Below are 14,162 nucleotides of genomic sequence, written 5' to 3'. Positions count from 1 at the left end.
CGCACCTGCCCCTGATGGGAGCCTGTTCATGACCCGCCGCACCGACACACTCAAACTGGGGGCCTTCCTCGCCAACAGCGGCCACCATGTCGCCGCCTGGCGCCACCCGTTGGCCCAAGCCGATGCCAGCCTGGATTTCGACCATTTCAAACACATTGCGCAGACCGCCGAGCGCGGCAAATTCGATGCATTGTTTATTGCCGATGTGGTCGCCTTGTGGGGCCACCATCACGATGCCCTGAGCCGTACGGCCCGCGCCGAACACTTCGAACCGCTGACGTTGATGTCGGCCCTGGCTGCCGTCACAAACAACATCGGGCTGATCGCAACCGCGACCACCACCTACAACGAGCCGTACCATATCGCGCGCAAATTCGCGTCCCTGGACCACCTGTCCAAGGGACGCGCCGCCTGGAACCTGGTGACCTCGGTGGTCTCGGATGAAGCGTGGAATTTCGGCCGCGAAAACCACGTCGACCATGGCGACCGCTACCAGCGTGCCGAAGAGTTCCATGACGTGGTCAAGGATCTGTGGGACAGCTGGGACGACGATGCATTTACCCGCGACAAAGCCAGTGGCGAGTATTTCGACCCGGCCAAATTGCACACCCTCAACCATCGCGGCAAGCACTTTGCCGTACGCGGCCCGCTCAACGTAGCTCGCCCGCCCCAGGGCCACCCGGTACTGGTGCAGGCCGGGGCATCGGAGCCGGGCAAACAACTTGCCGCCCGGGTTGCCGAACTGATCTTCGCCCACGCCCATAACCTGGAAAGCGCCCAGGCGTTCTACCAGGACATCAAGGCACGTGCGGCTGCCCTCGGCCGCGACCCGGATCACGTCAAAATCCTACCCGGCGTCACACCGTTTATTGCCGATACCCGTGAACACGCCAAGGTGCTGTTCGAAGAGTTCCAGGCACTGATCGACCCGGTGCTGGGTCTGCGCCTGCTGGCCGACACCTTGGGCGATGACATCGACCTCTCCGGCCATGACCTTGACGGCCCATTGCCGGAAACCCCCGTGGGCCAGCGCGGCAGTCGTCGGGACAAGGTGCTGGAATTGGCGCGCACGGAGAACCTGAGCATCCGCCAGCTGTACCTGCGCCTGGCCGGCGGCAACCCTGTCGTGGGTACCGCCGAGGACGTTGCCGATCACTTTGAGGCATGGTTCCAGGCGCGGGCATGCGATGGCTTCAATGTGTTCTTCCCCTACTTCCCTGGCGCCATCGACGTGTTCGTCGATCAGGTGATTCCGTTGCTGCAGGCGCGTGGGCTGTTTCGCCAGGAATACGAGGGCACCACCCTGCGCGAAAACCTCGGCCTGCCGCGCCCGGACAACCGCTTTACGGGAGAGAGGACATGAAACGCTGCGCCTGGATGCTCGCCTTCGCCAGCTTGATCGCCCCCAAAGCCTTTGCCCTGAACATCTTGCTGAGCAATGACGACGGCTATCAGCATCCGAACATTCGCGCACTCTACACCGAGCTGAAAGCCCAGGGCCATAACGTGAAAATCGCCGCGCCTCAGAGTGATCAGAGCGCGCGAGGCGGTTCGTTCTTCTTCGGTCGCGAAGTGAGTGTTGGGCAAGATACCGACCCCGCTTACCCCGACAGCTACTACATCAGCACCACCGACAACGGCATATGCCAGAGCACCGAGTGCGCCGGCAAAGCAGTCCAGATCGAAATCAGCGGCACGCCGGTGATGGCACTGCTGATGGGCCTGAACAAAGTCCTGCCACATCCCGACCTGGTGATCGTCGGCCCCAACCCCGGCAATAACCTCGGCGCGATCAATATGGCCTCCGGCACCTTCAATACCGCGAGCGTGGCGTTGCAGCGGGGCATTCCGGCATTGGCGGTGAGTACTGATCTGAAGGAGAAAGACCCGCAGCGCGCCGCTCGACTGGTAGCCACACTGGTGCATGCCCTCGACCAGCATCGCCAACCCGATGGCGCGCTGCTGCCGCCGGGCCTGGGCTTGAATATCAACCTGCCCAAGGATGCGCAGATAAAAGGCGTCAAACTGACCCGCGTCGGCAGCTATGTGGGGTTTGAGGCGCTGTACACCGATGATCTCAAGCAGTTCAACCTGCCCGGCAAACCCGGCATCGGCTTCCAATACAGCCCCGCCGCTACCGCTGCGCAACAGAACGATGAAGCGGTGTGGCTGAACAAGGGCTACCTGACCATCAGCCCGTTCAGTGGCCTGCCGGAATCCGTCAGCGCAGGGCCAGCACTGCAAAAGCAGTTGGCCCATGAGGTGAAACCATGAGTGCAGGTTTTTCCCTCGGGTTTCTGAGCCGGGTCTATAGCCCGAGCGCTGATCCCAAGGTCTACCGCGACACCCTGGAACTGTTCAAGGTTGCCGAAGCGCTGGGCTTTGACAGTGGCTGGTTGGCGCAGCACCACTTCGCCAGTGAAAAGGGGCGCTTGCCGTCGCCGTTGGTAGTGTTGGCGGCCGTCGCCCAGCACACACGGCATATCAGCCTCGGCACCGGGATTATCGTATTACCCCAGGAGGCGCCGCTGCGCCTGGCGGAAGACGCCGCCGTGCTGGACTTGCTGTGCAACGGCCGACTGGAACTGGGGCTGGGTGCGGGTTTTGATCCTGAGACCTTCGTCGCCTTCGGCCGCGAGCATGAAACACGGCATCGTGACTACGAGCAGCACCTTCAACAGTTGCTCAATGCGTTTGGCAACGCGCCGCTGACCGACAGCGGTTCCCGCCTCCTGCCACGCACCAGCGGCTTGAGCCAGCGTGTGTGGGAAGCCACCTCGCGGGTGGAACTGGTAGCCGAACGTGGCCACGGCCTGATCATGGCACCCGATCCGCATTTGCCTGCCGAAGCCGGTGTTGAACGGGTGAACCGCTACCGCAACGCCTGGACCGGCGACAACGGCACGCCCGCCCGGGTCGCACGGGTGCAGGCGTTGCTCCCCGCACCGGACGACGCCACACGCCGCGATATCCAGGCCTATGTGCAACGCCAGCAAAGCATCGGCGTACTCAAGGGCACGCTGGACGCTGACTTCGACACCACCCTCAAGCGCCTCGGCGTGTTGCACGGCCCGGTGGAGCAGATCATCGAGCAATTGCAGCAAGGCCCGCCATTGACAGCCCACGACCAACTGATCCTGCAGGTACAGACCACCAGCACGCCGCTGCGCGAGGCGATCCGTGCCCTGGAGATCATCCGCGAACACATCGCACCCGCACTGGGCTGGCAACCCACAGGAGTCCCGTCATGACGTTCAAATTGGGTTTCCTCAGCCACGCTTTTGGTGATGACCCGCAGCAGGTCTACCGCGACCTGATCGAACAATTCGAAGTGGCTGAAGCCCTCGGCTTCGACGGTGGCTGGATTGCCCAGCACCACTTGAGCAATGGCTTTGGTCGTCTTCCTTCACCCTTGGTGCTGCTGGCGGCCGTTGCCGAACGCACGCGGCATATCGAACTGGGCACCGGGGTGATTGTGTTGCCATTCGAAGACCCGATCCGCCTGGCCGAAGACGCCAGTGTGCTGGACGCCCTGAGCAGCGGGCGCGTGCAATTGGGCCTGGGCAGTGGTGGTGCCAACCTCGATAACTTCAGCGCTTTTGGCCGCGACCCAAGCCGGCGCCAGGCGGATTTTGCCGAGCGCCAGCAACGCTTGCAGCGCCTTCTGGAAGGTAAACCGCTGACCGGCGAATTAACGTTGCAACCGCCTGCACTCGGTCTGGGCGAACGCCTTTGGCATTCCCACGGCAGCACTGACGGCGCGGTCTATACCGCCCGACAAGGCAATGGACTGCTGCTGGGCACCGCCACCCATGATCCGCTCACCGTGCAAAAGCCTTTGGCGGACGCCTACCTGCAAGCCTGGTCGCGCAGTGACCGCGCACCGCGTATCGGCGTGGTGCGTGCCATTTTCCCCGCCATCAACCGCGCCAGCGCCCAGGCCGAACTGTCGGTGGATATCGAGCGACATATCCCGCGCCTGCGACGTGAGGGCCTGATCGACGAAGCCTTGGATTTGCAGGAACACCTGCGCTTGATGAACGTGCACCACGGCCATCCCGATGAAGTGATCGAAAGCTTGCAACAGGACCCGTCGCTGCTGCCTTATGCTGACTACATGATTGCTGTGGTTCAGGCCGAAAGCTCGACCCAGGCACAAATACTCAAACGTTTGGAAATCCTGGCCCAGGATATCGCCCCGGCCTTGGGTTGGAAAAAACCATGAATAATGGAGCTTATGCATGCCCCTGGAATTCAGTTGGTTGATGCCCCTGTGTACCCCTGACTGGGCGGCGCGGCCGGGACAATGGGTTCAATTGGCCCAGGCTGTGGAATACGCCGGGCTCGATGGCCTTTGGATTCCCGGCGGCGCGTTATGTGCCGACAGCCTGGGCGTGGCGGCAGCCTTGTGCGCGCATACACGCAACGTGCAGTTGTCGGTGAGTGTGCCGCCGGAAGTGATGCTGCCAGCCGCGTTGGCCACTACCCTGCAAAGCCTGCAGTCGATCAGCGGCCACCGTGTACGGCTACATTTACCCAATAGCGAACACAGTGCCTTTGGGGAGTGGCTCAACCGCGACCAACGCAGCGAACGCATTGGCGAATATCTGGAACTGCTGCAACACCTGCTGGCGTCCAACACCGAAGGGTTCGACTATCAGGGCCGTTATTTCCAACTGGAGAACGCCGGCTTCACCCGCCGCGAAATACCCGCCCCATCGTTGCTACTGGACGACACCCAGAGCCATGCGTTGGTGGCGGCACATGCGCGGACCTGCCTGTTAGCGCCTGGCCACCCATTACGACTGGCCCAGGAGATACAGCGCTGGCGGCAGGTCCAACCTACGCTCGACTTTGCCTGCACGTTTGGCTTGATCCTCGGCGACAGCGAAGACCTCGCCTGGGAGACCGCCGCCACTTTATTATCGGTTCCTCAATTGCCCGAGGAACCCCTGGCCACCCTGCCCCGAGCACGCCACCCGCTACGCCAGTGGGAAGTGCATCCCAACCTGCTGCAACGGGAAGCCGGCCAACCGCTGATCCTGGTGGGCACCCCGCAACAAGTCGCCACACGCCTGCAAGAACTGCACGGAATTGGCTTGAATCACCTGATCCTGGAGGGCGGGCCGTCAGTCAGCGAAGTACTGCGCTTTGGCGAACAGGTTTTACCGTTGCTTTTCCAACAGGGTTTGCGCAAGGAGCGCCTGCACCATGACTGATGATGTACGCCCACCGATCCAACTGGACTGGTTTTTACCCACCAATGGCGATGGCCGTCACCTCACCAGCAGCGGCTTGCCAAAGGTCGGGTTGTTCCAGCAAGGCGAGCGTGCACCGACGCTGGACTACCTGCGCCAGATTGTGCGCGCCACCGAGCAGGCCGGTTTCGACGGCATCATGGTGCCCACCGCTGCCGGGTTTGAAGACCCGTGGTTAATCACTGCGGTGCTGGCCCAGGAGGTGCGCCGCCTGAAATTCCTCCTGACGCTGCGACCGGGCACCGAGCTGCCAGCCTATACCGCCCACCGCGCAGCGACGTTGCAACTGCTCAGCGAGAACCGCCTGGCGTTGCATGTGGTGACGGGCTCCAGCCGTTTTGAACAGCGTTCCCTCGGGGATTTTCTCGAACACGATGAGCGTTACGCACGCACTGCAGAGTTTTTGCAGGTGTTCCAGGCCGTATGGGCAGCCCAACCGCCTGCGCATCAGGGACGTTACTACCGCAGCGGCATTCAAACGCCGATTGCGCCGGGCGCACGAGTGCCGCCGATTTACTTTGGCGGCGCCTCCGAAGCCGCCGAGCGTGTCGGTGCGGCCCATGGGCAAACTTATCTGATGTGGTGCGAACCGCCGGTGATGATCGCCGAACGCATCCAACGCATGCGTGACCTGGCTGCCGCCCAAGGCCGTACGCTGCGCTTCGGTCTGCGTCTGCACGTGTTCGCCGCTGTCACTGACGACGCGGCGTGGGCCCACGTGGAACGGCTGTTGGAAGAAATCCCGACGGATACCATTGACCATGCACAACGGCAGATGGCGGCGTATGAGTCGGTGGGGCAAAGCAGGCAGACGCAGTTGATGCAGGGCCGTGGGCGCGGCGCTCGGGAACTTGAGGTGTCAGCTAATCTTTGGGCCGGTGTAGGCTTGGTACGCGGCGGCGCAGGAACAGCGTTGGTCGGCAGTTATGCGCAGGTGGCAGAGCGAATCGAGGAGTATCACCAGTTGGGGGTGGACAGTTTTATTCTGTCGGGTTTCCCCCATTTGGAGGAAGCGATTCATCTTGGCGAGCAGTTGCTGCCTCAGCTACGCCGTATCGGAAATGCCCCCAGCCAGGTCAAACAAGGTTGAACGCAGGTCAGGGTTTTGCCCGGCCTTTGAGCATGCCGTGATTGACCAGCAAGGTGCGCATGGCGTTGCGGGTAATGCCCAGCAGGTCTGCAGTGCGCAGCTGGTTGAAGCCGCAATAGGCAAAAGCCTCGCGCACCATCAACGCCTCAATATCATGCAAGAGCGAATCACCTGGCACATCGAACAATCGCAAAAACTGTTCGCGAAGCACGTCCTGAGGAAGCTTTTGCACCCCGCTGGAACTTGCGCCCTGCAATGCACTGAGGCCTGCCGAGAACTTCAAGTGCTCGGGGCGGACCGGTCTGTCGCCGGCCACTAATAGAGCCAGGTGAACAACGTTCTCGAGCTCTCGGATATTCCCCGGCCAGGGATAATCGAGCAGCGCCTGAGTAGCCGACTCCGACAGCATAGGCTCATTGATTTTAAGGCGGGCGCTGTAGAGTTTCCTGAAGTGTTCCACCAACGGCAGAATGTCCAAGGGACGTGCCCTTAACGGCAGAACTTCCACTTGGGCGACGTTTATTCGATAGAACAGATCGAGCCGAAAATTGCCGGCTTCAATGGCCTGTTCCAAATTGACGTTGGTAGCCGTCACCAATCGGATGTTGATCTTGATCGGTTTGCGCGAGCCGACCCGAACCACTTCCTGTTCCTGTAGGACACGCAGCAATTTAACTTGCAAAGGCAGCGGCAGATCACCAATCTCATCGAGAAACAGTGTCCCTCCATCTGCCTCCTCGAACCAGCCGGCTCGCCGACCGACAGCTCCGGAAAACGAACCGGCCTCATGGCCAAAAAACTCGCTTTCAGCCAGGGTCTCACTGATCGCACCGCAATTGACCGCAATAAAAGCGCCAGTGCGGCCACTGCTCGAATGGATGTAGCGCGCCACCAACTCCTTACCGGTGCCCGTCTCTCCATTGATCAACACTGGCGCGTCACTGGGCGCCACCCGCTGCAGATACTCCAGCAACTGCCGAGACCGGGGGTCGGCAAATACCAGCGCTTTCGCTCGGATTGAAAGAGGATCTTTATCGCCCTGAGGCAATGTCAAAATCGGGCTGGGGTGTCCGCGCGGGATGTTCATAGACAATTTCCAATGGCGGCCATGAAGGAATTAACAGTACTTTACTGCTTGCGCCATATAACAATAAATATTAAAAAAACATGAGGATATAACCTTGCACCATAGCGACTGAGGCGTCAGGTACAACCAATCGCCTACTCGCATGAACGATCAAAAACAACCATTGCTTTAGTTGCGGATAGATCAGTTAAATTCTCGCTGACGCTCCCAACTCACCAATCTTTTCCAGTCGTGCCCTGACAATGTTGCGACTGATATTGAGCAGGCGCCCAGTCTGCAATTGGTTGCCATGGCAGTATCGGTAAGCAGCACGAAAGATCGTCTCTTCAATATGCTCGTAAAGGTCGGGAATATTTTGTTCGAATAACGCATTGAGGGCCGTTTCCAAGTCCACGGGACCGCTGAGGGCGGCTGGAGTATGGGTAGCCTCTTCCTGGCGAATACCCGAGGATCGCATGTCCACCAGATGAAGATCCGGCGGCTGCACCAACTGGTTGCGGCACACCAGCAAGGCGTGGTGAATGGCATTTTCGAGCTCGCGGATATTGCCCGGCCAGCTATGTTCCAACAGCTTTCGCTCAGCATCGATGCTCAACGTGGCGCGGTTGTACCCCAGTCGCTGGCAGTGCTCTTCGAGAAAAAATTCCGCCAGGGGCAGGATATCGCCCGGCCGCTCGCGCAGAGGCGGCAGTCGAATGGTGGCGACGTGCAGACGGTAGAACAAGTCTTCGCGGAAGTTACCTGCAACGACGGCATCGGCAAGGTTAACGTTAGTGGCGGCCACCAGCCGCACATTGATCGGGATCGGTGTCCGCGAGCCCAGGCGCACCACTTCGCGCTCCTGCAAAACGCGCAGTAACTTCACCTGCATGTTCAACGGCAGATCACCGATCTCATCGAGAAACAGCGTGCCGCCGTTGGCGGCTTCAAACCAACCGGCCTTCTGGGTGGTAGCGCCGGTGAACGCGCCTTTCTCGTGGCCGAACAATTCGCTTTCCACGAGGGTCTCGGCAAACGCGCCGCAGTTCACCGCCACGAAAGGTTCACGTCCGCGACGGCTCAGATGATGGATATGTCGTGCGACCAGTTCCTTGCCGGTCCCGGTCTCGCCAATGATCAAGGTATTGGCTTCGCTGGGCGCCAGGCGTTCGATACGTGACAGTAATTCCTGAGAGCGCGGGTCCTTGAAGACCAGCACGGTAGCACGCACCGACTTGGTCAATTCGCGAGGATTGGGGTGGGTGATCAGCGACATGGTGCGTTCCTGGCAGTAAAAGCGCGTACTCAATAGTGCATGAAGTTTTCTAGACCATTTAATTATAAATTAATATTTATATATTCCCATATCGCATATGCAGACAACATGACCTACCACTGCTGCTGGAGCAGCAACCGGCCAGCACCCACGTGCTCGTCCACCAGCAGCAGATCAGGCAGGCCGTTGCTGCCTCAGACACTGCAGCCCATACAGCACGCGGCCTAGAGCGATTTTTTCGGCAGCTGGCATACAATCTGCTCTCTCCCTCCCAACACGATCCCCTGTAGGAGCCGGCAAGCACGCGCCTACAAAGGGTTTTGAATTCAGGTAGGGAGAAACCTCATGAGAAATTTCTGGCACAGAAGCCTCATCGCTCTGTTCGGCCTACTGGCAAGCAGCGCGGCGCTCGCCGAGTCGGCTGCCCCGGCCTCGGTAAAAATCGCTATCGTGGCCTACACGCAAGGTGGCAAGCCAGTGTTTGGCGGGATTGCCGGCCGCGTGATCGAAGAAGGTTGGCTGGAGGCCCAACTGCGCGAGCGCGGGGTGAAACTCGAATGGATCGCCCTACCCCACGCCGGCGCTGGCCCGCAGATCAACGAAGGGTTCAGCAACAACAGCCTGGACTTCGCCGTACGCGGAGACCTGCCCTCAGTGATCGCCGGCGCCGGCGGTGTGCCGGGCAAGCTGATCGTGCCCGGCGGCAGTGGTAACAACATTTACCTGGTGGTGCCCGAAGGCTCCAGCGCCAAGACCATCGAAGACCTCAAGGGCAAGCGCCTGGCCCTGCACCGTGGCCGGCCTTGGGAGTTCGCATTCAGCAACTTCCTCGCCAGCAAGGGGCTGAAGCTCGATGACTTCAAGATCGCCAACCTCAACCCGCAGGTCGGCGCGGCAGCGGTGTCTGCCGGCAAGGTCGATGCAGCCGTGTTGCTCAGCGAGGCCTATGCCCTGGAAGACAAGGGCGTGGGCAAGATCATCTGGTCGACCAAACAGGGCAACAATGACTGGCGCCTGATCTCCGACCTATGGGGCACCGATTCTTTCGTGCAGCAGCATCCAGACATCACCCAATTGCTGGCGACCGCCTGGGTCAAGGCAGCGTGGTGGATTTCTCAACCGCAAAACCAGGACGCCTATTACCAGCTGTCCTCTCGCGCCGGTACCGCTGAAAGCGTGCTGCGTCGCGACGACCAAAACGACCCGGTGGCCTGGAAGGAGCGCTGGGCGCCGAAAAGCGATGCGCAACTCAAGGCCCACTATCAGGCCCTCACCACCTACGCCCTGGCCAACCACCTGATTCGCGACACCTATGACATCGGCCCGTCACTGGCTACCGGCTTTACCAACCAGGCTTTGATCGACCTGAAACTCACTGACTACTGGCCGGCCCTGCGTGGCCAGGTCAGCACCAATCCTTGATAGGGAAATTGATAATGAAACTGCCGCATTCTTTCGCCTTCGGTCTCAGCGTACTGGCCTTGTCCATGAGCGCATTCGCCGCTGACGTATACGCCCCAAAACCGGACCCACTGCAAGGTGATGGCCGCGTCTCGGCGTTCTACACCTGGGAAAAAGCCATTCCGGCCATTCCGGGCAAGCTGTTGCGCAGCGAACCGCTGGACAAGACCATCAGCCTGGCAAACGCCGCCAGCGCCCAACGCATCCTCTACACCTCCACCGATGGCATCGATAATAAAACCCCAGTCGTGGTTTCCGGCGCGTTGTTCCTGCCCAAGGGCACACCGCCGGCCGGCGGTTGGCCGGTCGCAAGCTGGGGCCATGGCACAGTCGGCGTCGCAGATGTGTGTGCACCGTCCTGGCAAGGTCGCTCCTACCGCGATGTGGCGTACCTCAACCGCTGGCTGGCAGAAGGGTTTGCGGTGGTCGCCACCGACTACCAAGGGCTCGGCGTACCCGGCGGCCACCCGTTGCTGAACAGCCGCATGGCCGCCTACGGCATCCTCGACGCCGCCAAGGCCGTAGTTGCAGGCGTACCTGGGTTGGCTGACAAGGTATTGATCGTCGGCCAGTCCCAAGGCGGGGCCGGCGCGTTTGCCGCAGCGGCCTATGCCGCCACTTACGCCCCGGACCTTGGCGTCAAGGGCAGCATCGGCACCGGCGTGATCTACACCCTCGACTACGCGAAAAATCCCAGCGAGGAAGTGCGCAATAAAGTCGACCCGACCCTGGCCTACGGCTTCTACACCTTGCTCGCCGCCCAGCAATACGACCCGAGCATCAACCCGGCGGACTTCTACACCGACAAGGCGCTGCCCATCTTCGAACAGGCTCGCACTAGCTGTCTGTTCGCTCTAGAAGGCGACGTGGAGGGCCTGGGCCTGAGCATTGCCAACACCAAGAAAGATTACAAAGGCAAACAGCTCGCGCCGTGGCTCGCGCAAGTCGCCTACCCCACCCTGAAAACGTCCAAACCGGTGTTCATCGGTACCGGTGCCGAAGACGTCACCCCAGCCGCCGCGACCCAGGTCAAGCTGATGCAGGACGCCTGCAACGCCGGTTCCGTAGTCGAGGGCCACCTGTACAAAGGCCTGGGCCACAGCGCGACGGTCAATGCCTCGCTCAAGGACTCGATCCCATTCGCCCACAAAGTCATCAATGACCAGCCGATCACCCCAGTCTGCGCCCCAACCGCGCAGTAAGCAGGAGGCTTGCATGAGCATCGAATTTTTTACTCGCCTGCCGCTGCACGGCGAAACCCAGTTCCTGCCGGGCGACCCGCGTAACCGTGGCGACTGGCATCGGGGCGGTCCCGACAGCACCGGGGCTGTGTCCGGGTTCAGCGTGGGCGACCACTTCACTTACATCGACTACCTGGGCCAGATCGCCAAGGCCGCCGAGATCAATAAGTTCGGCGGTGTGTTGATGGTCAACGCGCCCAGCGGCGAAGAGCCGTGGACGGTGTGCTCGCTGCTGGCCCGCGAAACTCGTACCCTGCAATTCGTCACCGCGTTCCAGCCCTACCACTACACCCCATGGGTGGCCGTGCAGCAGGCGGCGACCTACCAACGCGCCACCGGCAACCGCCTGGTATGGAACATCATCAACGGTGGCTCGGACGCGATCCAGCGCCAGGTCGGCGACTACAGCGACCACGATGCACGCTACGAGCGCGCCACCGAATTCATGGACGTGGTCAAGGGCTATTGGCACAACGAGTCATTTCACTACGATGGCAAGTTCTACAAGGCCGACGGTGGGGGCTTGCGCGCGCCGCTGAAAAAGGCGCAGTTGCCGCTTATCTGCACGGCTGGCTCATCCATCGCTGCACGGGAGTTCGCCGCCAAGCACGCGGATTTCTACTTGATGCGTGCCGAGCACCCGGATGAAATCACCGCACTGATCGCCGACCTGCGCCAACGTGCGTTGAAATGGGGGCGCACCGATATTCGCTTTGGCCTCTCGATTGATGTGATCACCCGCGAAACCGATGAACTGGCACGCACTGAAGCCAAGCGTTTCTTCGACGAAGGCATCGCCCGTGGCGCGGTCAAGGCCGTGGCCGCCCACGCCGGGCTGCGCACCGCACGCAAACTGAGCTACGAGCATGGTTTTGCCGAGAAAAACGAGGCGCAGGGTTTCGAAGACTTTTTTATCCACCCGAACGTGTGGGCTGGCTTCGGCTATATCGGCATCCCACCGGGCTGCGCGCTGGTTGGCAGTTATGAAAACGTGGTGGCGCGAATTCGCGAATACAACAACCTCGGCATCGACCTGTTCTTCCTCGCCGGCTATCCGCACCTGGAAGAAGCCTACCGACTCGGCGAGCATATCCTGCCGCACTTTCGCAGCGAACGTTCAGTGTTGAGCCGCCCGCTGGAGCCGGTGCGCGAACTGCACTCGGCCAACGGCGGAGCCTGAAACCATGACCTTACTGCTGAGCCGTCGAGACTTTCTCGGCTACAGCGCGACCGCCGGTGGCGCACTGCTGCTGGCGGGTTGCGGCCCGAATGACGCACCGGCTGCCGCCGCCGGCAGCGACCAGCCACGCTACGGCGGCCGCCTGCGCCTGGGGATTCTCGATGGCAACCAGAGCGGCAATCTGGACGCGCATAAACCGGTGGGCAGCGGCATCGTTCGTGGCTTTGCGCTCTATAGCAAGTTGTGGGAGTGGGATGAGCAAATGCAGCCGCGCTTGGCACTCGCCGAGTTCGCCGAGCCCAACGCGGATGCCAGCACCTGGACCCTGCGCTTGCGTCCGGGCCTGGAGTTCCACAACGGTAAGACCATTGACGCCGACGACCTGATGTTCTCTATCCGCCGTCTCACCGATCCGCAACTGGCCTCGCCGTATGCGGCACTGTTGCACTGGGTAGACCGCGACAACCTGGTCAAACTCGACAACCGCACCGTGCGCCTGAACTTTCGCGACGGCCGCAGCTATATGCCGCTGGCCGAAACCTGGGTCAACTTCGGCGGTATCGTGCCGGTGGATTACCACCCGGTCACCAATCCGGTGGGCGCCGGCCCCTACAAACTGAAAAGCTTCACCCCCGGCCAGCGCTCCCTGTTCACGCGTTTCGAGAATTACTACAAGGAAGGTAAGCCGTACGCCGACGAGCTGGAAATCATCGATTTCAAGGATCAGGTCTCACGCCTCGCCGCACTGCGCGCCGGGCAGATCGACATGGCCAACTCGATGCCCACCGAACAGCTGCCGATCCTGGAGAAGGACCCACGGTTGAAGGTCATCAAATCGGTGACCGGCAACTGGCTGTCCTTCGATATGAATCTGGACAAGCCGCCCTTCAACGACCCGCGGGTGCGCGAGGCATTTCGCTTGCTGGCCGACCGCGAAGAACTGGTCCGTCGCGCGCTAAATGGCCAGGGCCGAGTGGCCAATGATTTGTATGCGCCCAGCGACCCCACCTTCAACCACAGCCTTGGCCCGCGACCGTATGCCCCTCAGCGCGCCGCACAACTGCTCAAGGACGCCGGCCAGGAAAACCTCGAGGTGGAACTGATCACCACCCCGGGTCCAGGCCTGAGTTCAGCATTAGTGCTGGCTGAGCAGGCCAAGCGCATCGGCGTCACCCTTAAGGTCAAGCAAGTAGACCTCGCCACTTTCCAGGGCCCACTGAAAAACGATTGGACCCTGAGCACCGGGGGCAGCATCGGTGCACCGTTCCTCGCCAGTGCAATCCACACCGACGCTCCCTTTGCAGTATCCAACAAGACCCACTTCAACGACGCGCAATTCAGCGAACTGTTCCTCGCCGCCATGGCCCAGCCCGACCTGGAAAAACGCAAGGTTCTGGTGCATCAGGTGCAGCAGATCCAGTACGAACGCGGCGGCATGTTGATCTGGGGGTATGCCGACCTGCTGGACAGCTTTTCCACGCGCGTCGGTGGGGCCCAGGCAGAACAGTCGCTGTTCAGCACCTGGCGCTTCGAGAAGCTCTGGCTCAAAGACACGGCCTGACACCTCATTCCCCGCAGGAGCCCGACTTG

Annotated in this window: 12 protein-coding genes; 10 read left to right on the top strand and 2 right to left on the bottom strand. The window is 61.0% G+C overall.

The annotated features are described in order from the left end of the window. Positions 1-28 precede the first annotated feature (28 nt). From BB029_RS26310 to BB029_RS26285, 6 genes are read left to right on the top strand one after another with little or no spacing between them, the layout of a single operon-like run. Positions 29-1,363 carry an LLM class flavin-dependent oxidoreductase gene (locus tag BB029_RS26310; RefSeq protein ID WP_065941414.1) on the top strand — a complete coding sequence of 445 codons (1,335 nt, stop codon included), beginning with the start codon at positions 29-31 and terminating at the stop codon, positions 1,361-1,363. After that, entirely contained in the window at positions 1,360-2,274 is a 915-nt protein-coding gene (locus BB029_RS26305; protein ID WP_065941413.1) for a 5'/3'-nucleotidase SurE, read from the top strand. Before BB029_RS26310 ends, BB029_RS26305 begins: the two co-directional genes overlap by 4 nt. Then, entirely contained in the window at positions 2,271-3,251 is a 981-nt protein-coding gene (locus BB029_RS26300; RefSeq protein ID WP_065941412.1) for an LLM class flavin-dependent oxidoreductase, read from the top strand. Before BB029_RS26305 ends, BB029_RS26300 begins: the two co-directional genes overlap by 4 nt. Beyond that, complete coding sequence (locus BB029_RS26295; protein WP_065941411.1) at positions 3,248-4,225, top strand: LLM class flavin-dependent oxidoreductase; 978 nt, start codon at positions 3,248-3,250, stop codon at positions 4,223-4,225. Before BB029_RS26300 ends, BB029_RS26295 begins: the two co-directional genes overlap by 4 nt. A gap of 16 nt (positions 4,226-4,241) precedes the next feature. After that, positions 4,242-5,219, top strand: coding sequence for an LLM class flavin-dependent oxidoreductase (locus tag BB029_RS26290; RefSeq protein WP_065941410.1), 978 nt, complete (start codon positions 4,242-4,244; stop codon positions 5,217-5,219). Then, the gene (locus BB029_RS26285; protein WP_065941409.1) at positions 5,212-6,348 is read left to right on the top strand and encodes an LLM class flavin-dependent oxidoreductase; all 1,137 of its coding nucleotides are present in this window, start codon (positions 5,212-5,214) and stop codon (positions 6,346-6,348) included. The genes BB029_RS26290 and BB029_RS26285 overlap by 8 nt, the downstream gene beginning before the upstream one ends. A gap of 7 nt (positions 6,349-6,355) precedes the next feature. Here BB029_RS26285 and BB029_RS26280 read toward each other — a convergent pair whose 3' ends face one another. Together BB029_RS26280 and BB029_RS26275 are read right to left on the bottom strand one after the other, a co-directional pair. After that, entirely contained in the window at positions 6,356-7,435 is a 1,080-nt protein-coding gene (locus BB029_RS26280; RefSeq protein ID WP_065941408.1) for a sigma-54-dependent Fis family transcriptional regulator, read from the bottom strand. A 187-nt stretch (positions 7,436-7,622) separates the two neighbouring features. Beyond that, positions 7,623-8,690, bottom strand: a complete 1,068-nt coding sequence (locus BB029_RS26275; RefSeq protein WP_065941407.1) for a sigma-54-dependent Fis family transcriptional regulator — start codon at positions 8,688-8,690, stop codon at positions 7,623-7,625. Between the two features lie 345 nt (positions 8,691-9,035). Here BB029_RS26275 and BB029_RS26270 point away from each other — a divergent pair, with 345 nt between their 5' ends. The 4 genes from BB029_RS26270 to BB029_RS26255 are packed head-to-tail and all read left to right on the top strand — an operon-like array spanning position 9,036 to position 14,133. Beyond that, positions 9,036-10,112 (top strand): ABC transporter substrate-binding protein, encoded by a 1,077-nt coding sequence (locus BB029_RS26270; protein ID WP_065941406.1) that lies wholly within the window; start codon positions 9,036-9,038, stop codon positions 10,110-10,112. A 14-nt stretch (positions 10,113-10,126) separates the two neighbouring features. Beyond that, a complete protein-coding gene (locus tag BB029_RS26265; protein WP_065941405.1) occupies positions 10,127-11,353 on the top strand; it encodes a S9 family peptidase in 1,227 nt (408 codons plus the stop codon). Positions 11,354-11,366: 13 nt separating this feature from the next. Continuing rightward, entirely contained in the window at positions 11,367-12,572 is a 1,206-nt protein-coding gene (locus BB029_RS26260) for an LLM class flavin-dependent oxidoreductase (RefSeq protein ID WP_065941404.1), read from the top strand. A gap of 4 nt (positions 12,573-12,576) precedes the next feature. Then, complete coding sequence (locus BB029_RS26255; protein WP_065941403.1) at positions 12,577-14,133, top strand: ABC transporter substrate-binding protein; 1,557 nt, start codon at positions 12,577-12,579, stop codon at positions 14,131-14,133. Positions 14,134-14,162 lie beyond the last annotated feature (29 nt).

The sequence above is a fragment of the Pseudomonas sp. S3E12 genome, from assembly GCF_001702295.1.
Taxonomy (GTDB): domain Bacteria; phylum Pseudomonadota; class Gammaproteobacteria; order Pseudomonadales; family Pseudomonadaceae; genus Aquipseudomonas; species Aquipseudomonas marginalis.
The sequence above is the reverse complement of the archived record's forward strand: the minus strand, read 5'-3'. Positions and strand labels throughout refer to the sequence as shown.